We start from the raw sequence: 21,193 nt of genomic DNA on the forward strand, positions 1-21,193 counted from the left end.
TTCGCTTGGTCTATCCTGAGCTTTCAGGTGCCATGCGTGCAAGTTCCTTCCGCAACCGGCGCCGGACTTTCAGTTTGCGCAACAGGTTTATCGGCTTTGGCTTGAGTTGGCTACGCTTGTTGATCAGGAAATCCTCGACCGCATCAAGAACTCGCTTGCTGGAACGACCATCCCGGAAACTGTGCAACTGGTCGCAAAGAGCTCGCGTTTCTTTCATCAGCAGATCGGGATACTGCACCGCCTCTTCCAGAGCTTTCTCAACGTTCGCCACTTCCTGGACATCAATCAGATAGGGCCCCGGCATTTTGGTTCTGAATGTGACCACCGGGCGATCCAGGAACATGAACTCGAACATGATGGACGAAGTATCGCAAAGCATCACATCCGCCTCAGGAAGCAGGGGCAGCAAATCCTCATCGCTTTCGACAAAGCGAAGGTTCTCGCCACTCAGCTTGCGATACTGATCCACTACCGCGGGATCCATTTTCGGATGAAGCGTTACAATGAACTTCCAGCGACCACTTCTGGAGAGCTCGCCGATCTTCTCCACCAAATCCGGAGCTGACGTAACGGACCGGCTGAACGTTGAAGCGTAAAAAACAACCGGCAACTCATTTTCCAGACGGTTTCTCTTCCCTATTTCATTCCGCGACAGCAATGGATCGAGCTTTGGCCAACCTGTGTGAGCAACCCCGAAATGCTGGTACCGCTCGGCCAGTTCACGGAACTTTTCCGTGTCTTTAAGGGCATGCGTACAGTAAAGATCAAACCATCCCCGAATTCGGTAATGGTCACTTTCATCTTCGCTGCTATGGCCCCTTTTGTTGCGCGCCATGCCATGGAATACCTCAACCTTGATTCCGGGAAAAAAGTAGGGCACCCAATCACCGGGAACGAAGGTCGCATCCGCGTTGTAGTCCATGACCTCTTTTACGGAAACGAGACGGCGCTCATCGGCCTGAAGTGGAGCTGTTGAGCACCCGGCGACGAACCAGGCAGCCTCATCGCCCCGGCGACGTATCTCTTCCTGCAGCGGTCGCAGTATTGAATAGGAATAGGGTTGGTTTACAAAAAACAGGTACCGGCGCATTCAAGCCCTGCCCGTCAGCGATTTGTATAGCTCACCCGTCTCAGTGACGGTCTGTGAGGTGTGAAAATGCCGGGCTATCCGTTGCCTCGCAGCCTGCCCAAGAGAGGCCGCCAATTCACGATCTCGGTAAAGCCGCTCAATAGCCGCTGAAAGCCCGGGAGCATTTTTCGGTTCAACCACAATACCGCTGACGCCATCTTCCACCAGCTCCGGCATACCGCCAACACTGGTCACTACCGGCGTCACTCCGTAGACCATCGCCTCGATGACGGCACGGGGCAGTCCTTCCCTTTCCTTCGAGGGAAGCACAAACACATCACTGGCCGCCGCTATGGCCGGCGCATCGTTGCGGTAACCTGTAAAGTGAATCCGCTCGGGGTGAGAAGTGGCAGCGGCCTGCGCCTGAATCTCTTCGTTATCAATAACGTCTCCCACCAGCAGCAAATGTATATCTACATCCTCAGGCAGCTTATCGATCGCTTCAATCAGGTCATCGAAGCCTTTTCTCGGGGTATTTCTCCCGGTGCAGCACACCACGAAGGCATCTTCCGGAACACCAAACTGTGTCAGGTCGGCCTTGGGCGATTGATACCAGTCCAGGTCGTGCCCTTTGTAGATTCTCTGAAGCTTCCGTTCAGGAATGTGCATCCACAGAAACCGGAGGCTGGCCAGGTAATCCTTGATGGCATCAGCGACACAGACAATCTTGCTGACGCGAGGATGCAGGAAGGTAATCCAGGATTCCGGATTGAGAAAACTGATGTTACCGATCACACCACGATAGGCGACGATCTTGATATCCGTGCCCCGGGAAGCCCGTAGTCCGCAGGCCAGGGCCCGGGGATTATAAGCATGAATGACCTCGTAGTTTTTCTTGGCCAGTTGTTGGCGGATGGACTCGGTGCCCTCTTTGTCAAAGCGGTTCTTCAAGGCCATGGGGCAGGCAACCATGCCCTCGTCGACCAGACGCTGATAGTTCCGGCCCTTGGGGTTACACATGACGTCGACGTCGAACCCGGCCTTTCTGAGCCCGATAAAGAGTTCAGTCTCCGGACGATCACAGGCATCCGTAAGACAAAGTATCGACGGAAGCGATCCGCCCTGTTGTGGATTGGTCAAGTGGCCATTCCCCTGTTGTATCCGTTCATGAAATAACTCCAGGCTTTTGCCCGTGCGTCTTCTCCGGCCACCTTTACCAGCGATCGCGAGAAGCGATCAAGATTGGCCTCTTTCCAGCGCGCCGGGGCACTGCCAGTCATCAACCTGCTCTTGTCGAAATCAATCAGAAAGTATTCGTTGCCCCGGACCAGTACATTGAAGCAGTTCAGGTCCGCATGCATGACGCCGGCGTCGTGAAATCGACGAATGGTTTCTCCAATGGACGTCCACGCCTCATTGTCCAGCTCCGAGATAAGGTCAGCCAGGGGCGTGGTGTTCTCCAACCGTTCAATGATGATGGCGGCCCGATACTGAATTGGCGACAGTTTCCGATACCAGGCCGCAACAGGACAGGGTACGGGAAGCCCCTGACTAACCAGCTTGTTGAGCAACCGGAACTCTGCAAAGGACCGCACATGCTCCTCGCCGGTGAAGGCATAGGCGTATCGCGCAAATTTCGCCATAAACCCGCCCCGGCGATATTCTCGAAGCACCAGTCTGTCCTCACCGTCCTGCAAAAACCACGCGCCGCCGCGGCCCCCGCTGCTTACCGGGCGGGCTTGATTGCCCCAAGAGGCGGAATTGAACCAGTCCTCGGTAACTCTGCCCTCGTAATCCGGGTGAATCAGCATTGCCGAAGCCCTTTCCCGGATACAGATTTCAGACTCCACCATGCTGGGTTCCCGGTCACCGAAATTGAAAGAAGGCACGTACTACCCACTCACGCCGGGACGGAAACGCGCGAGTAAGTTAGAATGGCGGCCAGTTTACCAATGATTGCCGACAAAGCTCCACAGCACCAGGCCACAACCTGAACCGGATCAATACCTGATGAACTCCATCTGCATTCTTCGCCTGTCCGCCATCGGCGACGTGACTCACGTAATACCTGTCGTGCTGAGCCTCCAGGAGCAGCTTCCCGGCGTGAAGATTACCTGGGTTATCGGCAAGATCGAAGCCAAGCTGGTTGGCGATCTGCCCGGCGTTGAATTCATTATTTTCGACAAAAAGGCCGGTCGCAAAGGCTACGCTGAGCTTCGCAGACAAATGACGGGTCGCAAGTTTGACGCGCTGCTTCACATGCAGGTGGCTTTCCGAGCCAACCTCGCCGCTGCCTGCATTCCGGCCAGAGTCAGGATTGGCTATGACAAGGCCCGCAGCAAGGATCTTCACAGCCTGTTTATCAACCACCGGATCAAACCGGCACCGAAGCAGCACGTGCGAGACTGCCTTGCCAGCTTCCTCGAACCTTTGGACCTCAAGGCCGCGCCGCCGCGCTGGCAGATTCCGTTGAAGGATTCAGACCATGAGTTTGCGCGTGAGCAACTGGCTAATGACCGCAAAAACCTTGTAATAAGTCCGTGTGCCAGCCACACACTGCGTAACTGGCCCGCTGAGCGTTACGCACAGCTGGCTGATCACGCGATTCAGAAGCACGGTATGAAGGTGATTCTGGTGGGCAGCCCCGCCCCGTTCGAGGCCGAGTACTGCGCCGCCATCGAAGCCGCAATGAAGGAAAAAGCGCACAACATCTGCGGCAAGGACACCCTGAAGCAACTGACAGCGTTAATGACCCATGCCGACCTCGTGGTAGCGCCCGATACTGGGCCGGCACATATCGCCAGTGCGGTGGGCACCGATGTCCTTGGGTTGTTTGCCGCAAGCAATCCTTACCGCTCCGGGCCCTATAATTCTCTGGACTGGTGTGTGAACCGGTATCCTGAAGCACTGGAGAAGTTTACCGGCAAAACGGTGGAACAGGCCCGGTGGGGGGCGAAAGCAGAGTTCGAGGGGGCGATGGAGCTGATCACGGTTGCAGATGCCACGAATATGCTGGATCGGTGGGTTGAAGTTAACCCGGCGGCCAAAGCTGAAAGCTGGGTCAGATGAAAGCGTTCATCTGACCCAAATTTTCACTTCCGTGCGGTGTAGTCCTGGTAGGACTTCTCTTCCACGAAACGAGACCCCAGGGCCAGGTTGACCTCTTTTTTGATCGCAGCGCGCTTGTCATTGGTGACGTATACAGCGCGTGCCAGCTCAATAAATCTCGCGCCAAAGTCCTGGGCGGCTTCCTGATCCCGAATATCGTCTTCAATCACCCACAGCTCTTCATTGACCGCTTTCAGCTGCTTGCGGAGATCGGCGATTTCAGCAGCCTTGTCCTTTAACGCCTCGTCCCAGGTAGCGCTCAGCTCATCAAGCTCAAGCCGGACATTCTTGACCTTCGTTTCATCCTTGATGCGCTCGGACTTGATTTCGAGAATGGTGATTTTGTCCAGCACCTCGCCAAAAGATACCGGTACCTTGATAACGTCTGCCATTTGCTCGTCCCGCCAGTAAACAGGGTGTGTTAAACAACAAAGCCGCCGGGCTGAAACAGCAAACGGCGGCCTACGATTATTATGGAATCAGCCTTTTACGTGGGTCAGCCAACCGCTGTGCTCAGCCAGCTTGCCCTTGACTGCATCAAAGTACATAGCCTGAAGCTTCTCGGTCACCGGGCCACGCTTGCCGGCACCGATCACACGGCCATCCAGTTCGCGGATCGGCAGCACCTCGGCCGCTGTGCCTGTGAAGAAGGCTTCATCGGCGATGTAGACCTCATCGCGGGTAATCCGGCGCTCCTTGATCGGAATGTTGAGCTCGCGCGCAAAATCCATGATCGTGGCACGGGTAATACCCTCCAGGCAGGAGGTGAGTTCAGGCGTATGCAGCACACCATCACGCATGATGAAAATGTTTTCTCCGGAGCCTTCGGCAACGTAACCTTCGTTGTCCAGCAGCAGGGCTTCCTCGGCACCACCGGAAATGGCCTCGTTCAGGGCCAGCATCGAGTTAATGTAGTTGCCGTTCGCCTTGGCCTTGCACATGGTGATATTGACGTGGTGACGCGTGTAGGAGGACGTGCGCACCTTGATCCCCATTTCCTTCGCTTCCGGTGACATGTAGGAAGGCCAGCTCCAGGCCGCAACCATTACGTGCACCTTCAGGTTATCAGCCCTGAGCCCCATACCCTCGGAACCGAGAAACGCCATTGGGCGCAGGTAGGCTTCGTCAAGATTGTTTTCCCGGACCGCCGCACGCTGGGCTTCGTTGATCTCGTCCTTGCTGAACGGCATTTTCATGTTCAGGATGTGGGCGGAACGGAAAAGACGATCCGTGTGCTCTTTAAGGCGGAAAATGGCCGGGCCATTCGCGGTGTTGTAGGCCCGCACACCTTCAAAACAGCCCAGGCCGTAATGCAGGGTGTGAGTCAGGACGTGGGTCTTGGCATCCCGCCAGGGAACCATTTCACCATCCATCCAGATAACGCCATCGCGATCAGCCATCGACATTCTTCATTGCTCCTAAAAAAGCGTTTTTCGGGGGAACCGGCATTCTAGCAGGAAAATCTGCCGGAATTGAATTTGCCTCAGGCCTCAATCATCACTTTTTTCCACATGGCGCGGATGTAGTCACGCTCTTGTGAGAAGGCATCACCTTCCACCTGACTATTGAGGTTCTGAAGCGCCCGCCGGTGAATCGTGGAACGCAGGGCGATGAAGGTTTCCCTGAGTTTTTCGGCATCTTCCACAGCCATCACCCCGGCGCGCCCCAGCTCCTCCATCTGGCGAATGTTATCGGACCACTGGGTCAGCTCCGGGTGCTCAGCGGACCACGCCAGCATCAGGTACTGGACGATAAACTCGATATCAACGATGCCGCCGGTATCATGCTTGATATGAAACACCTCGTCCTGCCGGCTTTCCGGCGTGGCCAGACTAGCCCGCATCTTCTCCCTCATTTCAACCACCTCGTTCCGGAGTTTCTCACGGTCACGGGGCTGACAAAGGATCTCGTGGCGTATGGATTCAAAAGCTTCAAGGGTCTCCGTGCATCCGGCAACACCCCGGGCCCGGGCAAGCGCCTGATGCTCCCAGGTCCAGGCGTCCTCGCGCTGATATTTTTCGAAAGCCTGCAAAGTACTGACCAGCAGCCCGGAGTTACCGGACGGCCTCAAGCGCATATCAACCTCATAAAGCTGCCCCGAGGGCGTCTGGGTGTTGAGGATGTGGACGATCCTTTGCCCAAGCCGCGTGTAAAAAACCGCATTGTCGATGGGCTTTTCACCGTCGGTGGCCAGCTCCGGATCAGCTTTGTGCACAAACACCAGGTCAAGATCGGAGGTATAGCCCAGTTCGATCCCGCCCAGCTTGCCATAGCCAATGATGGCAAAATCGGTTTCACAGGCGGAGCCATCTTCCCGGCGCGGATAGCCGTGGCGGCTGACCAGGTTGGCGAAGGCTACGTCCACCACATGATCCAGAACAACCTCGGCGATCCAGGTGAGGTAGTCACTGACCTTCATCAACGGCAATGTGCCTTTCAGTTCGGACGCCGCAACCCGCAGGATATGGGCTTTCTTGAAATGCCGCAGTGACTCCATCTGCTCTTCCAGATCCTCAAACGGAATCCGAAGCATCTGCTGGCGCAAATCATCCTGCAATTCTGCTTTCGCGGGTGGGCTGTACAGGCTCTCGGCGTTCAACAGCTCATCCAGCAGGAGCGGTGTTTCCGCCAGCTGCCTGGCAATCCAGGGGCTTTCACTGCACAACCGCACCAGTTGAGTACAGGCGCCCGGATTTTCCAGTAGCAACACCATGTAGGCCGTGCGACGCAGTATGGCTTCCACCAACTGCAACACTCTGGACAGGGTCTCGGACGGGTTATCAACCTGGGTGAGCGCCTCTAGCAGCATTGGCATGAACTGATTGAGTCGCCGGCGCCCCTGGGTCTGTAGATTCTGAACAGTCCTGTTTTCACGAAGTTCAGCCAGCTCCGCCAACGTAGCACCGGGGTCTTCATAGCCCCGTGATTTGAGCCAGTCGGCGGCAGCAGCCTCTTCCATTTCGGACAGCCAGAGCTCGAACCACCCTTCTTCGAGGGCCCCCTGCCCCTCATCTTCGTCATCTTCCGTGGTAATAATGTTGGAAAAATGCGTGGCGACCCGCTCCCGGTGTTCTCTGAGGCACTGTTCGCAGGCCTGCCAGTTCTCGAAATCCATAATTGTGGCGACCCGTGCCCGGGACAGCTCATCTTCCGGCAGCAACTGAGTTTGCTTGTCTTCCATACCCTGGAGCGCATGCTCCAGGTTTCTCAGAAACACATAGGCGTCGCGAAGCTCACCAACCACCGGCGACGGCAACAGCTCGAGCTCTTCCAGCTCTTTCAGGATGACCAGCAGCTCCCGCTGCTGAAGCTCCCTGTCCCGGCCACCGCGAATGAGCTGGAATGCCTGAACCACAAACTCGATCTCTCGGATACCGCCGCTACCCAGCTTGATGTTGTTTTCGAGACCCTTTCGGCGCACCTCCCGGCCAATCATGGCCTTCATGCTGCGCAGGGACTCGAACGCGCTGAAATCGATGTACTTGCGGTACACGAAGGGGCGCAGCGTCTCCATGAGCACCTGACCCGCCCTTTGATCGCCCGCCACCACCCGGGCCTTGACCATGGCGTACCGCTCCCAATCCCGCCCCTGGTCCTGATAGTAGGTTTCCAGAGCAGCAAAACTCAGCGCCAGCGCGCCACTCTGGCCATAAGGCCGGAGACGCATGTCCACCCGGAACACAAAACCGTCTGCCGTAATCTGGTCCAGAGCCTGAATCAGCCGCTGGCCAAGGCGAACGAAGAACTGCTGATTATCCAGTGAGCGCCGCCCGCCAACGGTTTCCCCCTTGCTCGGAAAGGCAAAGATAAGATCAATGTCCGAGGAGACGTTCAGCTCCCGACCACCCAGCTTACCCATACCCAGCACCACCATTTTCTGGTCGGTTTCCTGTCCGGTTACCGGGTCGGCCCCTCGAGGCGTACCGTATTGCTCGCAGGCGTCCTGGTATAGCCAGCTGAGCGCTCCATCAATACAGATATCGGCAAATACACTCGTCGCCGCCATGGTCTCAGCAAGGTCCGCCCATCGCATCAGATCCCGCCATATAATCCGGAACTGGGTCTCCATGCGGAATTGTCTGAGGGCCGAATGCAGGCCAGGCTCACCGTCAACTTCAGAGAGGTACTCCTGCCATCGACTTTCCAGATAGTCCGGAGTGGTTGGCTCAGACAACGAACGAGAAGCCATCAATGCCTCTACCTGATCGGCATGGCGTTCCAGAGTCTGGCGAAGGAACAAACTGCGGGAGATCGCCGTAGCCACTGCGGTGTCATCCATACCCTCCGGTGAGGTCAACCACGCCGGAACCCCTTCCGGGAACACTGATTCCCAGCACCCGGCGACATCATCCGCCAGCGGTTTCGGAAGGCTGTGCCATGGCTCGGACATAATGCAAACCCCTGTCTCTCTGTTATATTTCGGGTACTGTATAACGAACTTACCCGCAACTGAACAGGCCGCAGACACGGATGCAACGAAACCGCCGCCCACTGAATCCGGAGCACCAGGAAACTCACTTGCCCATGGGCGGGATGATTCGGAGACGGATGAAGCGCCTCTTTGCGATTCTGGGCGGGCTGTTATTGGTGCAGGTCCTGATCATCTGGGCGGTCGAGGATCTGGAACTATTCGAGGCCGCCTGGCTGACCATGACCACGCTGGTGACCGTTGGCTACGGCGATTATGCGCCCCAGACCATGATCGGGCGTTTCAGCACCATTGTGCTGATGTTTATCACTTCAATTACCTTGCTGACACTGATCGTCAGCGACTATATCGAATACCGGTTCTACCGCCGGGAACGCATTTTGTCAGGAAGGTGGACCTATAAAATGAATGACCACATCATCATTATTAACACCCCCCAACATGGCGGCGACCAGTACTTCATGAGGTTCGCCTCCCAGATTCGTGCTATTCCGGGCTACCAAACCATTCCCATCATGATCCTGACTCGCCAGTTTCCGATGGGACTGCCCACCGAACTTTCGGACATCGGAGTTGTGCACTACCACGGTGCAGGCTTTGATCCGGAAGCACTGAAAGCCGTTCACGCCGGCAGTGCGCGTCATATCATCGTGCTTGCAGCCGATGAAGCCGATGCCTCTTCCGACAGCCTTACCTTCGATATTGCGCATCGGCTTACCGAACTGAATCTCGGGAACCACACAATCGTGGAGTGCGTCAACGACGAAAACAGGGGACGCTTCAAGGCGCTCGGCGTGCGCACAACCATCCGTCCGGTCCGGACTTACCCCGAAATAATGGTGCGCTCGGTTGTAGCGCCCGGCTCAGAGAAAGTGCTGGAAGATCTGTTCAACTACGAACATGACCATCCCCATCGCTATGACCTGACGCTGGACGATCTCAACTGGGCCGACATAGTGAGCGCCCTGGTCAGGCATGGCATCGGGACGGCGCTCGCCTACATTGACAACGACAATGAAGTCATCTGCCACCCGCCGACTAACGAGGAAATTGAAGGCAAGGGATTGATCGTGTTGGTCAAATCCGCCGAAACGCCAGAGGTCTCTGTGGTGGAGGAAGCGCTGGAGCGATACCGGGTATTCCTGAAGCAGTGGCGCGCTCATGCCGCTGCCCGGGAAACCGGCGAAGCGGAGGAGCCGGCAAAGAACAACTCAACCCGTTAAAGGCCGCCTGACTTTGCGACCCAATCGTTAGTGCTCGGCAGTGGCCAGCCGCAATTGGAGAACGCCGAGCTCCGTCGAGTCCGCGGCGAGCTGACGGATAGAGCACCCCTCTGCCAACTGTCCAATCACATGCTCCCAGATCGCAACGCACCCCGCGCTACCGACTGCTTTCGCTACAGGCGACAAATCATACTGGTCTATAGGAAACGGCCTATCCAGCAGCCAGCAGGCGCCCAACGCCTTGAGAAAGGCTGTGACTGTCAGAGGATCATTGCTACTGGGCAACTCAGGGCGATAAAGACCAGCAAGAAAATAGCCCTGTTCGGCCTTGCTCACAAGGTTCAGGAAAACCGGCACTTCCCGGGCCAGCTCGAGTGCCCACGCCACCAGCCTTGAGCCGTCTCCTTTCTTTAACTCAAACTCCACTTCGTGCAGCGGCCAGCTCGCTTCATTGCCGGCAACAGTGCCGGAATCCACGGCCACCTCAATCAAAGTCTTGCCATCTTCCAGCCACAGCTCCTGGCGCTGAAAGTTGGTCTCGAATGCCACCTGAAGACGGCTTAGATCCAGCTCGGACTTCAGCGGGGTTTCTTTCAATAATGACAAATCCAGCCCCGGACCGGAAACCGGCCACTCCCATTCTTCACGACGGTGAGCGCCATCAACGAACTCGCCACGGGTTTTCAGGGTCTGGATGTAATCATTGCCGGCTTTGCGGACCCTAAGGGCAGCTCTGGCCTGATTCAGGTCGGCATTGGGCGTATCAAAATAGCGATTGACCAGGGATTTGGTCTTGCCGGGCTGCACTTCGGGGCGAGCTGATAACCATTCCACTGCTCGCGACTGTGCCTCGTCCGAAACACTGAGCTTGATTTCCAGTTCGGTAGCCATTTCAACGGACCTGTTTTTCGCAATTCATAAATGCAAAAACCGGCGACCCAAGGGTCGCCGGTTTTCATACTACAGGATTAGCCGATTGGCTGATCAGAAGTAGTAAACAGCACCGAGAGCTGCGATGGACTGCTCGTCGCCGGACGCGCCTTCCAGGCTGTACTCGTTAGCTGCGTCGGCACCAGACAGGTAGCCTTCGAAGTAAACATACATGTGGTCAGACACGTTGTGCAGAGCCTGCAGGATAACGGTGTCTTTCTTGTCGCCAGAGGCATCGTCGTCCAGCATCTGGTAAGACAGAGCGAACTGGTTAGCGCCCATGGTGTAAACACCCATCACGCCAACGATGTCGTTCACGTCTTTACGAGTCTGGTATTCACCGATAACGCTGAAGTCGCCAGCGCTGTAGGTTGCAGTCAGACCGTAGCTGTTTTCGTTGTTGTCGGCTGCAGCGCCGCCGTCGTTAGAGTCCATACCAAAAGACACTTCAAGAGCGTCTACAGCGTAAGTCGCAACCAACTGGTAAGGATAGGACTTGTCTGCACCACCCTTGGTGTCGTTGTCGCCGTTAACCTGAACAGCGGCAGCAACAGTCAGACCGCCGAAAGACGGGGACATGTACTGGACCAGATCGCCTTCACCAGTGGAGTAGTTACCAAAGATGTCGGAGCCAACTTCGTGGAAGTTACCGATCTTAACGATGGCGCTCTCGTATACGGAGTCGTCAGAACCAACCCAAACCTGACCAAAGCTGTCGCCCTTAACACCGATGTACGCTTCGTCCAGGGCGTCGATGCCGTTGCTGCTTGATTTATCATCGGCGTTGATGCCTTCGAGCTCAAGCTTGAAGAAGCCGGTGATGCCCGGTGCAATTTCATGGTCGTGCTTCACGCCCAGGGTAGAGCCGTTATCAGCGTGCTCAACAGTAGAGCCGGCGCCATCAACGTTTGTGTGGGTCAGAACGTACTGGATGTTACCGTATACAGACGGCATGGAATCCATCTTGGCGGCCAGTTCGGAAGCAGACATTTCAGACTGTGCGAAAACACTGCCAGAGAAGGTGGCGGCTGCAATAGCAGATGCGATGAGCGTTTTTTTCATGTTGCGTCTTCCTTTTTGAGTTAACTCAGGTTTTAGCGACGGGTTCTTATCCCGATTTTGTAAGGCTTCACCAGTCAGGCTGGATGAGGCCGATTCTGCATTACCCCCATGTCAGTTTGATGACAGAGAAGTAACTTTTCTTCTTTTTCGAATAAATCCGGAGAATTCCAGATCTATACAGCTCAAACACTTACAGAACTTTCTTAAAGCTCTGAATGATGAAACTGTTTTAATACAATAATTCTCATTTTGCAAATTAACTGCGGTGCATTTTTAGCTCTTTTGGCAGCAGAAAAGCAAGTATTTATGCTAATTCGCACTCATGAGCTGCGTTACAGTTGCGTTTCAAATCCGAGGCCAGATTCACATTAACGCTTTATAAACATAACGTTAGATTATCCGCGCTCAAACCTGAAAAGGACTCGCACTCTAATTCTGCACCATAAAAGGCCCGCATGACGGCCTTCGCACAATACTAGTGCAAGTACTTACGCACGCTTTTTTCTGCTCTCAAGCAGGAACGTGACAGGGCCGTCATTGATCAGACCAACCTTCATGTCCGCGCCAAACTTGCCCTCACACACCTTGTCCGGCCCTAGCTGTGATCGCGCAGCCGTCAGAAACGATTGGTACAGCTTGATGGCAAGATCCGGTTCAGCAGCAAGCGAAAAGCCCGGCCTGGACCCGGATGACGTATCTGCCGCCAACGTAAACTGTGGAACAACAAGGAGGGAACCACCGATATCCGACAGGCTGCGATTCATCCGGCCTGCGTCATCGGGAAACACACGGTAAGTGAGGATTTTTCGGCAGAGTTCCCTTGCCTCGCGCTCTCCATCTTTCTTTTCAACGCCCAGCAACAACAGAACGCCAGGGCCAATCGAGGCTATCTGCTCACCGTCCACGGCAACACTGGCTTGCGACACTCGCTGGATCAATCCTTTCATCAACTGCCTTGGGGACGATTGAACAGGCAAACATTAAGATCGAGCAAGAGTGTATCCATGGCGGTTACGGGCCGCAACCCTGAAAACGGGATTCAACCGGCACTTTTATCAGTTTTCGCCACAACCGACTCAACACCCCGAATCAGAGCATCGACAATGGCGGGCTCGGAAGCGGAGTGGCCCGCATCCCGAATAATCTGGAACTCTGCCTCGGGCCAGGCTTCACTGAGCGCCAGGGCATTATCCAACGGGCAGACCATATCGTACCGTCCGTGAATAATAATCCCCGGGATGTCCACCAGGCGGCCTGCATCGCGGATGATCTGGTCCGGCTCGAGAAAAGCGGAATTCATGAAATAGTGGCATTCAATGCGGGCCAGGGCGATGGCCACGTGGGGATGGCCAAAGTGCTCAACCACCCTGGGGTTCGGGTGCAGCGTCGCACACCTGCCCTCCCAGACCGACCAGGCCTTGGCCGCCTGGATCTGCTCCAGCTCGTTGGAACTGGTGAGCTTGCGATAGTAGGCCGAAACCATGTTAGCCCGTTCGGCTTCCGGAATCTGCGCCTCGAAGTCAGACCAGTAATCCGGAAACACCCGGCTCGCCCCCTCCTGATAAAACCAGTGAATATCCCGCGGCCGACAGAGAAAAATCCCACGAAGAACCAGTCCCGACACCCTTTCCGGATGGGCCTGGGCGTATACCAGGCTGAGAGTCGATCCCCAACTGCCACCAAACAGAAGCCACTTGTCGATACCGAGAAACGAACGCACCACTTCCATGTCTTCAACCAGCTTGTCCGTGCTGTTGCCTTCGAGCTCTGCCAGGGGGCTGGACCGCCCGGCACCGCGCTGATCCATCAGAATGATCCGGAATCTCTCGGCGTCGAAAAAGCGCCGGTGGTAGTCTTCACAGCCGCCACCGGGGCCGCCGTGGACCACCAGAACAGGTATCCCGTCCGGGTTCCCGCTTTCCTCAACGTAGAGTTCATGGGGAGGATCAACGGCTATGCGATGCTGGGCATTGGGCTTGATTTCCGGGTAGAGGGTGAGCATGAAACGCTCCGCGTGAAGGATTTAACCGGAGTTTAGCTTAACACCACAAAAAAAGGGCCAGATGAAACATTCATCCAGCCCTTGTTACCCATGCTCGATAAGAGCCGGGGGATTACTTCTTGTTGGCGCGCTTGCGCTCGTTTTCGGTCAGAAGCTTCTTGCGCAGCCGGATGGACTTCGGGGTTACCTCAACCAGCTCGTCGTCATCGATAAACTCAAGCGCCTGCTCGAGTGTAAATTTGATCGGCGGCACGAGCCCGATCACTTCATCCTTGCCAGAGGCACGCATGTTATCCAGCTTTTTGCCCTTGGTGGGGTTAACCACCAGGTCGTTGTCACGGCTGTGGATGCCACACAACTGCCCCTCATAGATTTCCTGCCCCGGATCGAGGAAGAGCTTGCCCCGGCTCTGCAGGGTTTCCAGCGAGTAGGTCAGTGCGGTACCTGTGGCCATAGACACGATGACACCGTTCTGGCGGCTGGTGACATCGCCCACCTTGATCGGGCCGTAATGGCTGAAGGTAGAGGTCAGGATGCCAGTACCCGAGGTCATGGTCAGGAAAGTGTTCCGGAAACCGATGAGGCCTCGGGCGGGAATGGTGTACTCAAGACGCATACGCCCCTTTCCATCCGGCACCATATTGGTCAGATCGCCCCGGCGCAAGCCCATCTGCTCCATGATCGGCCCCTGGTGCTGCTCCTCAATATCAACGATGACGCTCTCGTACGGCTCCTGCTTGACACCGTCAATCTCGCGGATCACAACTTCAGGCCGCCCTACGGCCAGCTCGAAATTCTCGCGGCGCATGTTTTCGATCAGCACTGACAGGTGCAGCTCCCCACGACCGGACACCTTGAACTTGTCAGCCGAATCGCCTTCTTCAACGCGCAGCGCAACGTTATGCAGCAACTCCTTTTCCAGACGTTCCTTGATATTCCGGCTGGTAACGTATTTGCCTTCCTTTCCGGCGAAGGGCGAATCGTTCACCTGGAACGTCATGGATACTGTCGGCTGATCCACGGTCAGCGGCGGAAGCGCTTCAACGTTGGCCTGGTCACAGAGGGTGTCGGAGATGAACAGCTCGTCCATGCCGCTGACACAGACAATATCGCCAGCCTGGGCTTCGTCGACTTCAACACGCTGAAGACCGGAGTGGCCCATAATCTTCAGAATACGACCGTTACGCTTCTTGCCGTTGGCGCCGATGGCGGTCACCGGCGAATTGGTCTTCACCTTGCCGCGCATGATGCGGCCAATGCCGATGACACCCAGAAAGCTGTTGTAGTCCAACTGGGAGATCTGCATCTGGAACGGGCCGTCCGGATCAACATTCGGAGCAGGTACGTGATCAACGATCGCCTGGAACACGGCATCCATGTTGTCATCCAGATTCTCGTGATCCATTCCGGCAATGCCGTTCAACGCACTGGCAAACACAATCGGAAAGTCCAGCTGCTCATCGGTGGCACCGAGGTTGTCGAACAGGTCGAACACCTGATCCACCACCCAATCCGGGCGCGCACCCGGGCGGTCAATCTTGTTTACCACCACAATCGGGCGAAGCCCCGCGGCAAATGCTTTCTGGGTAACGAAACGGGTCTGAGGCATGGGGCCGTCGATGGAGTCGACCACCAGCAGCACACAGTCCACCATACTCATGACACGCTCAACTTCACCACCAAAATCAGCGTGGCCCGGGGTGTCGACAATGTTAATGTCGTAGCCATTCCATTTCAGGGCGGTGTTTTTCGCCAGAATGGTAATGCCCCGTTCCTTTTCCTGATCGTTGGAATCCATGACCCGCTCGCTATCGAGCTCCTTCCGATCCAGGGTGCCGGATTGGCGCAAGAGCTGGTCTACGAGGGTAGTCTTACCATGGTCAACGTGGGCGATGATGGCGATATTACGAAGTTTTTCAATCACAAAAATATTCCTGCGGCATGCACTCAATGACCTGAGAAGGTCGATCGCAGGGGGAATCCCAGCACATGCCGTCTCAAATCCGTAAAATGAACTCATTCACCGGAGCTGGCTGCCCGGCACCCTGCATGGTGCTTTCCGATCCATGATCAGGAAATGACAGGGTAAAAAATGAAGCGGCGCGCAGTATAGCGAAAAGTCGGTGTCGTTAATATGAAGAAAAACGCCTATTCTATATTCGGAACGGATGCACCTGATCAGGGCAAAAACCCAATAAACGCACCAACAAGGTGCACCATTTGAGTGCAGGTTTTCGCCATAGGGCGAGCATTTTCCTCCCAATATGCCCCAAACCCTTGCAGTTGCGCTGTTCTGGAGCATGCCCTAAAAATTGGCAAGCGCCTTGCTTTATCGAAATCAGCCGAAATTTACAGGTAAGACGCAACAGCATTTGCTAAGCTGCGCGAACCTGAGAAACAGATCGGAACCCGTTAGCCCGGGCGATCCGGCGCCACGAACATGAATACAGCCGCCTGTGCGGTATAACTTACGGAGCATGCACAATGTCCAAGACAGTTGATTTGATCAAAGAACACGAAGTCAAATGGGTTGACCTGCGCTTCACTGACAGCCGCGGTAAAGAGCAGCACGTAACACTGCCTGCCACCGAAGTAGATGAAGACTTTTTCGCAGACGGCAAAATGTTTGACGGCTCCTCCATCGCGGGCTGGAAAGGCATCAACGAATCCGACATGATTCTGATGCCGGACGACGAGACCTCTGTACTCGATCCGTTCACCGAAGAAACCACCGTGAACATCACCTGCAACATCGTAGAGCCTTCTACCATGCAGGGTTACGAGCGTGACCCGCGCTCTGTTGCCCGTCGTGCAGAAGAATACCTCAAGTCCACCGGCATCGCCGACGGCGCCCTGTTCGGCCCGGAGCCGGAATTCTTCGTGTTTGACTCCGTAAAATGGAACGTAGACATGCAGGGCGCGATGTACCACATCCACTCTGAAGAAGCTGCCTGGGTTTCCGGCGAAGATTTCGACCGCAACAACATCGGTCACCGCCCGGGCGTGAAAGGCGGCTACTTCCCGGTTCCCCCGGTTGATAGCCTGCACGACCTGCGTGGCGCCATGTGTGCCGCCATGGAATCCATGGGCCTGGACATCGAAGTACACCACCACGAAGTCGGCACCGCCGGCCAGTGTGAAATCGGTGTTGGCGCCAACACGCTGACCAAAAAGGCTGACGAAGTTCAGATCCTCAAGTACTGCGTACACAACGTAGCGCATGCCTATGGCAAGACAGCGACCTTTATGCCCAAGCCGGTTGTCGGTGACAACGGTTCCGGTATGCACGTTCACATGTCTCTGAGCAAAGACGGCAAGAACCTGTTCGCTGGCGACAGCTATGCCGGCCTGAGCGAAACCGCTCTGTACTACATTGGTGGTGTTATCAAGCACGCCAAGGCCATCAACGCCTTCACCAACAGCTCCACCAACTCATACAAGCGGCTGGTTCCGGGCTTCGAAGCGCCGGTTATGCTGGCCTACTCTGCCCGTAACCGCTCAGCGTCTATCCGGATCCCGTACGTGAACAGCCCGAAGGCGCGTCGTATCGAAGTTCGCTTCCCTGACCCGTCTGCCAACCCGTACCTGGCCTTCGCAGCACTGATGATGGCCGGCCTGGACGGCATCCAGAACAAGATCCACCCTGGCGACGCCATGGACAAGGATCTGTACGACCTGCCGAAGGAAGAGGCCCTGAGCATCCCGACGGTTGCCGAGACTCTGTCCGAAGCTCTGGACTGCCTGGAAGCAGACCATGAGTTCCTGACTCGCGGCGGCGTATTCACCGAAGACATGATCGCAGGCTACGTTGGCCTGAAGCGTGGTGAAGTCGAGAAGCTGAACATGACGACCCACCCGATCGAGTTCGATCTGTACTACTCCTGCTAATAACCTCTTCCCAGAGGTCCAGCAGACAAGCCCCGCCCCGTGCGGGGCTTTTTTGTGAGCGAAAGCACAGTGCCTGCAGCCCTTAACGATATGTAACCAACATCCGGGCGACAGGCGTTGAAAACGCCCCGGGCCCCGCCGATAATCGGGGAAACCCAATAACAGGTGAGCTTATGAATCCAAAGTCTGGATTGTGTGCCGGCCTTCTGTTTTTTCTGGTAACTCCGGTCTTTGCCGAGGTTTACCGCAATGTCGATTCCTACGGCAACGTGACCTACTCTGACGAGCCCAGCGAAGGCTCTGAAACGGTAGAGGTCAAGCCGGTCACCACAATCACCCTGCCCAAGCCAGAGGTGGTCCAGGAAACCGACAAACTCCGGGAAGAAGTTCAGCGGGAAGGCGCTGCCTACGAAAGCGTTTCTTTCGCCTATCCGGATAACAACCAGGCGTTCCACAGCGGCAGCGGCGATGTTCAGTTCGAGGTTCGCAGCACCCCTGGCCTGCAGCCAGGCCACAAATACGAGGTGACCCTCGACGGCCAGCCTGTCGGTCAGAGCTCCTCCGGCTCAATTACCGTCAACAACGTGTTCCGTGGAACCCATGAAGCTCGCGCACACATCGTGGATGAAAACGGGGTTCAGGTGAAAACCGGTTCTCCAATCACATTTACTGTTCACCGCCCTTCCGCTTTGAACTGACCCTGCCACCCCGGCTGCGCGCACTATTGTGGTGCGCGCGCACCATAAAAAAGCCATACTCTGATCAGCAACGGGGCGAATATACCGGGCTGTTCAGAGGCATGCTCCCGATTTGCACCAGCTTACGGCACTTTTCAGCGCCAATAAGCCCCTCTGCCCGCACTTTGCCCACTCATTTGTGAACCTGGCTCAAAGTGGTTCGCTTTTTGCAAAACTCCGGAAGTCACTTTATGTCGAACCAACGGGATTCACGCATGGCACTGCCCTCGGCCCATCCAACGGGATACAAGAGCATTCTCGACAGCCTCACCACGGCTGTTCTGGTGCTCGAGGATAGCCTGGCTATCCAGTACCTCAACCCGGCCGCAGAAAGCCTGTTTGAAACCAGCATGACCCGCAGCCAGGGCCAACCTTTCCAGGATATTCTGGTCGAATCCGAAGACGCCCTGAAAACCCTTTTCGCCGCCGTTCGGAATGGGCAATCCTACACTCGTAGAGAAGCTGAGTTTCTGCTCACGAGCGGTTCACGGCTTACGGTGGATTATTCCGTAACGCCTATTAGCCTGGAGCCGACGGAATTGCTGATCGAAATCCAGCCCAGGGACAGGCTGATGCGAATCAGCCGTGAGGAAGACATCATCTCCCAGCAGGAGACCACCCGTATCCTGGTGCGGGGCATGGCCCACGAGATCAAGAATCCGCTGGGCGGCATCCGGGGCGCAGCCCAGCTGCTTGACCGGGAACTCAGCGGTGAAGACCAGCGGGAATACACGCGGGTCATCATTGACGAGGCGGACCGCCTCAGAAGCCTTGTTGACCGGATGCTGGGCCCCAACAAGGCACTGAAGCTGGCGCCGACCAACATCCATGAAATCCTGGAAAGAGTGGGCACCCTGCTCGAGGCGGAAAGCAAAGGGCGACTGAATTTCGAACGGGATTACGACCCCAGCATTCCCGAGTTCAAGGGCGACAAGGAACAACTCATTCAGGCGTTCCTGAATATTGCCCGGAACGCCATGGAGGCGGCTTTTGAAAACCAGGGCGGTCACAGCTCTGAAGAGCCTCCGACCATTACCTTCCGCACCCGCACCCTGCGTCAGTTCACCATTGGCAACCGCCGCCACAAACTGGTGTGTCGGGTCGACGTGATCGACAACGGACCCGGAATTCCGCCGGAGCTGGTGCAGAACATTTTCTATCCGATGATCAGTGGCCGTGCCAGTGGCACCGGTCTGGGGCTCTCCATCACCCAGAGCATCATCGGTCAACACCGCGGACTGGTTGAATGCGAAAGCGAACCAGGCCGAACCGACTTCATCATCTTCCTGCCTCTGGAGGACACCCCATGAGCCAACCGGCGAACGTCTGGATCATAGACGACGACCGCAGTATTCGCTGGGTGCTGGAGCGCGCCCTTAACCAGGCCGGTATGCAGCCCCGAGTTTTTGACAGTGGTGAAAGCATCATGATGCGGCTGGAGCACGAACAGCCGGATGCCATCGTCAGCGATATCCGCATGCCCGGCGTTGACGGCATCACCCTGCTTTCCCAGATTGTGGACGTTCACCCGGACGTGCCCGTGATCATAATGACCGCCCACTCGGACCTCGAGAGTGCGGTAACCAGCTACCAGACCGGCGCGTTTGAATACCTTCCCAAGCCCTTCGATGTGGATGACGCCGTGGCGCTGGTCAAACGCGCTGTGGCCCATAGCCACGAGAAGCGGGCCAGTGGTGAGCCTCAGGCCGAGATGGCCCAGCGAAACGCCGAAATTATTGGTGAAGCACCGGCCATGCAGGAAGTTTTCCGCGCCATTGGCAGGCTGTCCCACTCCAATATTACCGTGCTGATCAACGGCGAGAGCGGCACAGGCAAGGAGCTGGTGGCCCAGGCACTGCATAACCACAGCCCCAGGGCCAACCACCCGTTCATTGCCCTGAACATGGCCGCCATCCCCAAAGATCTGATTGAATCCGAACTGTTTGGCCACGAAAAAGGTGCCTTTACCGGTGCCGGCGCCGCCCGCCAGGGTCGTTTTGAACAGGCGAACGGCGGCACCCTTTTCCTCGATGAAATCGGCGACATGCCCGCGGACACCCAGACCCGACTATTGCGGGTTCTGGCCGATGGCGAGTTCTACCGCGTCGGTGGCACCACCCCGATAAAGGTGGATGTGCGCATCATCGCGGCAACGCACCAGGATCTGGAAAAGCTGGTCCAGGCGGGCACCTTCCGTGAAGACCTCTTCCACCGCCTGAACGTTATTCGCGTGCATCTGCCCAAGCTGGCCGAGCGGAGGGAAGACATCCCCCGCCTGATGCAGCACTTCCTGAAACGGGCCGCAAAAGAGCTGGCCGTAGAGCCGAAGATCCTGCGTGAAGAAGCGGAAGAATACCTGACCACCCTGCCCTGGCCGGGCAACGTCCGCCAGCTGGAGAACACCTGCCGCTGGCTGACCGTCATGGCCAGCGGTCGCGAGATCCATATCGATGACCTGCCCCCGGAATTGCTGCACCAGGCAGAGGCTCCAACCACCGGCACAACCTGGCAAGAGGGCCTGAAAAACTGGGCCGAACAGGAACTCAAGCGGGGCAAGAAAGGCATTCTCGATACGGCCGTGCCCGAGTTCGAGAAAATAATGATCGAGACTGCCCTGAAGCACACCGGCGGCAGACGCCGTGATGCGTCAATACTGCTGGGCTGGGGACGGAATACGCTGACCCGGAAGATCAACGAACTGGGGATGGATCATCCGGAACACGAAGACGACTGACGATTGGCGAG

17 protein-coding genes are annotated in these 21,193 nt (G+C 56.3%); 6 read left to right on the plus strand and 11 right to left on the minus strand.

Annotation, left to right across the window (positions count from 1 at the left end; genetic code table 11):
* Positions 1 to 10: 10 nt before the first annotated feature.
* Genes EDB94_RS19235 through EDB94_RS19245 form a run of 3 tightly spaced genes read right to left on the minus strand, consistent with a single transcriptional unit; the run spans position 11 to position 2,922 of the window.
* Positions 11 to 1,090 (minus strand): CDP-glycerol glycerophosphotransferase family protein, encoded by a 1,080-nt coding sequence (locus EDB94_RS19235; RefSeq protein ID WP_108019268.1) that lies wholly within the window; start codon positions 1,088 to 1,090, stop codon positions 11 to 13.
* Positions 1,091 to 2,209, minus strand: coding sequence for a glycosyltransferase family 4 protein (locus EDB94_RS19240; protein WP_108019269.1), 1,119 nt, complete (start codon positions 2,207 to 2,209; stop codon positions 1,091 to 1,093). It lies immediately after the preceding gene.
* Entirely contained in the window at positions 2,206 to 2,922 is a 717-nt protein-coding gene (locus EDB94_RS19245) for a 3-deoxy-D-manno-octulosonic acid kinase (RefSeq protein WP_062786574.1), read from the minus strand. Before EDB94_RS19245 ends, EDB94_RS19240 begins: the two co-directional genes overlap by 4 nt.
* A 157-nt stretch (positions 2,923 to 3,079) precedes the next feature.
* Here EDB94_RS19245 and EDB94_RS19250 point away from each other — a divergent pair, with 157 nt between their 5' ends.
* Complete coding sequence (locus EDB94_RS19250) at positions 3,080 to 4,138, plus strand: glycosyltransferase family 9 protein (RefSeq protein ID WP_062786576.1); 1,059 nt, start codon at positions 3,080 to 3,082, stop codon at positions 4,136 to 4,138.
* Between the two features lie 23 nt (positions 4,139 to 4,161).
* Here EDB94_RS19250 and EDB94_RS19255 read toward each other — a convergent pair whose 3' ends face one another.
* From EDB94_RS19255 to glnE, 3 genes are all read right to left on the minus strand, one after another.
* Complete coding sequence (locus EDB94_RS19255) at positions 4,162 to 4,569, minus strand: DUF6165 family protein (protein ID WP_108019270.1); 408 nt, start codon at positions 4,567 to 4,569, stop codon at positions 4,162 to 4,164.
* 87 nt (positions 4,570 to 4,656) lie between these two features.
* On the minus strand, positions 4,657 to 5,583 hold the full coding sequence (locus EDB94_RS19260) for a branched-chain amino acid transaminase (protein ID WP_008170880.1): 927 nt from the start codon (positions 5,581 to 5,583) through the stop codon (positions 4,657 to 4,659).
* A 77-nt stretch (positions 5,584 to 5,660) separates the two neighbouring features.
* On the minus strand, positions 5,661 to 8,567 hold the full coding sequence (gene glnE / locus EDB94_RS19265; protein ID WP_108019271.1) for a bifunctional [glutamate--ammonia ligase]-adenylyl-L-tyrosine phosphorylase/[glutamate--ammonia-ligase] adenylyltransferase: 2,907 nt from the start codon (positions 8,565 to 8,567) through the stop codon (positions 5,661 to 5,663).
* 80 nt (positions 8,568 to 8,647) lie between these two features.
* Between glnE and EDB94_RS19270 the strand changes: the two genes are divergently transcribed.
* Complete coding sequence (locus EDB94_RS19270; protein ID WP_014575995.1) at positions 8,648 to 9,829, plus strand: potassium channel family protein; 1,182 nt, start codon at positions 8,648 to 8,650, stop codon at positions 9,827 to 9,829.
* 27 nt (positions 9,830 to 9,856) lie between these two features.
* Here the strand turns inward: EDB94_RS19270 and EDB94_RS19275 are convergent, their stop codons facing one another.
* The 5 genes from EDB94_RS19275 to typA form a co-directional block, all read right to left on the minus strand.
* Positions 9,857 to 10,720, minus strand: a complete 864-nt coding sequence (locus EDB94_RS19275; protein WP_108019272.1) for a CYTH domain-containing protein — start codon at positions 10,718 to 10,720, stop codon at positions 9,857 to 9,859.
* Between the two features lie 93 nt (positions 10,721 to 10,813).
* Entirely contained in the window at positions 10,814 to 11,821 is a 1,008-nt protein-coding gene (locus EDB94_RS19280; RefSeq protein WP_014575993.1) for a porin, read from the minus strand.
* Positions 11,822 to 12,309: 488 nt separating this feature from the next.
* A complete protein-coding gene (gene dtd / locus EDB94_RS19285) occupies positions 12,310 to 12,768 on the minus strand; it encodes a D-aminoacyl-tRNA deacylase (RefSeq protein WP_108019273.1) in 459 nt (152 codons plus the stop codon).
* Between the two features lie 92 nt (positions 12,769 to 12,860).
* Positions 12,861 to 13,823, minus strand: a complete 963-nt coding sequence (pip, locus tag EDB94_RS19290; protein ID WP_014575991.1) for a prolyl aminopeptidase — start codon at positions 13,821 to 13,823, stop codon at positions 12,861 to 12,863.
* Positions 13,824 to 13,935: 112 nt separating this feature from the next.
* On the minus strand, positions 13,936 to 15,747 hold the full coding sequence (typA, locus tag EDB94_RS19295) for a translational GTPase TypA (RefSeq protein ID WP_062786592.1): 1,812 nt from the start codon (positions 15,745 to 15,747) through the stop codon (positions 13,936 to 13,938).
* A 560-nt stretch (positions 15,748 to 16,307) separates the two neighbouring features.
* Between typA and glnA the strand changes: the two genes are divergently transcribed.
* The 4 genes from glnA (at position 16,308) to ntrC (ending at position 21,182) form a co-directional block, all read left to right on the plus strand.
* The gene (gene glnA / locus EDB94_RS19300) at positions 16,308 to 17,711 is read left to right on the plus strand and encodes a glutamate--ammonia ligase (RefSeq protein ID WP_108019274.1); all 1,404 of its coding nucleotides are present in this window, start codon (positions 16,308 to 16,310) and stop codon (positions 17,709 to 17,711) included.
* Between the two features lie 173 nt (positions 17,712 to 17,884).
* Positions 17,885 to 18,409 (plus strand): DUF4124 domain-containing protein, encoded by a 525-nt coding sequence (locus EDB94_RS19305; protein WP_008170896.1) that lies wholly within the window; start codon positions 17,885 to 17,887, stop codon positions 18,407 to 18,409.
* Positions 18,410 to 18,663: 254 nt separating this feature from the next.
* A complete protein-coding gene (glnL, locus tag EDB94_RS19310; RefSeq protein ID WP_108019296.1) occupies positions 18,664 to 19,758 on the plus strand; it encodes a nitrogen regulation protein NR(II) in 1,095 nt (364 codons plus the stop codon).
* Complete coding sequence (ntrC, locus tag EDB94_RS19315) at positions 19,755 to 21,182, plus strand: nitrogen regulation protein NR(I) (RefSeq protein ID WP_008170898.1); 1,428 nt, start codon at positions 19,755 to 19,757, stop codon at positions 21,180 to 21,182. The genes glnL and ntrC overlap by 4 nt, the downstream gene beginning before the upstream one ends.
* Positions 21,183 to 21,193 lie beyond the last annotated feature (11 nt).

It is taken from the genome of Marinobacter sp. 3-2 (assembly GCF_003751355.1).
Classification (GTDB): Bacteria; Pseudomonadota; Gammaproteobacteria; order Pseudomonadales; family Oleiphilaceae; genus Marinobacter; species Marinobacter adhaerens.

What these genes read in the sequence shown, in the direction of transcription:
- EDB94_RS19305 (WP_008170896.1), top strand. Translation starts at nt 17,885, where the DNA reads ATGAATCCAAAGTCTGGATTGTGTGCCGGCCTTCTGTTTTTTCTGGTA.
- glnA (WP_108019274.1), top strand. Translation starts at nt 16,308, where the DNA reads ATGTCCAAGACAGTTGATTTGATCAAAGAACACGAAGTCAAATGGGTT.
- EDB94_RS19235 (WP_108019268.1), bottom strand. Translation starts at nt 1,090, where the DNA reads ATGCGCCGGTACCTGTTTTTTGTAAACCAACCCTATTCCTATTCAATA.
- glnL (WP_108019296.1), top strand. Translation starts at nt 18,664, where the DNA reads ATGGCACTGCCCTCGGCCCATCCAACGGGATACAAGAGCATTCTCGAC.
- glnE (WP_108019271.1), bottom strand. Translation starts at nt 8,567, where the DNA reads ATGTCCGAGCCATGGCACAGCCTTCCGAAACCGCTGGCGGATGATGTC.
- EDB94_RS19255 (WP_108019270.1), bottom strand. Translation starts at nt 4,569, where the DNA reads ATGGCAGACGTTATCAAGGTACCGGTATCTTTTGGCGAGGTGCTGGAC.
- ntrC (WP_008170898.1), top strand. Translation starts at nt 19,755, where the DNA reads ATGAGCCAACCGGCGAACGTCTGGATCATAGACGACGACCGCAGTATT.
- dtd (WP_108019273.1), bottom strand. Translation starts at nt 12,768, where the DNA reads ATGAAAGGATTGATCCAGCGAGTGTCGCAAGCCAGTGTTGCCGTGGAC.
- EDB94_RS19250 (WP_062786576.1), top strand. Translation starts at nt 3,080, where the DNA reads ATGAACTCCATCTGCATTCTTCGCCTGTCCGCCATCGGCGACGTGACT.
- EDB94_RS19275 (WP_108019272.1), bottom strand. Translation starts at nt 10,720, where the DNA reads ATGGCTACCGAACTGGAAATCAAGCTCAGTGTTTCGGACGAGGCACAG.
- EDB94_RS19260 (WP_008170880.1), bottom strand. Translation starts at nt 5,583, where the DNA reads ATGTCGATGGCTGATCGCGATGGCGTTATCTGGATGGATGGTGAAATG.
- pip (WP_014575991.1), bottom strand. Translation starts at nt 13,823, where the DNA reads ATGCTCACCCTCTACCCGGAAATCAAGCCCAATGCCCAGCATCGCATA.
- EDB94_RS19280 (WP_014575993.1), bottom strand. Translation starts at nt 11,821, where the DNA reads ATGAAAAAAACGCTCATCGCATCTGCTATTGCAGCCGCCACCTTCTCT.
- EDB94_RS19270 (WP_014575995.1), top strand. Translation starts at nt 8,648, where the DNA reads ATGCAACGAAACCGCCGCCCACTGAATCCGGAGCACCAGGAAACTCAC.
- EDB94_RS19245 (WP_062786574.1), bottom strand. Translation starts at nt 2,922, where the DNA reads ATGGTGGAGTCTGAAATCTGTATCCGGGAAAGGGCTTCGGCAATGCTG.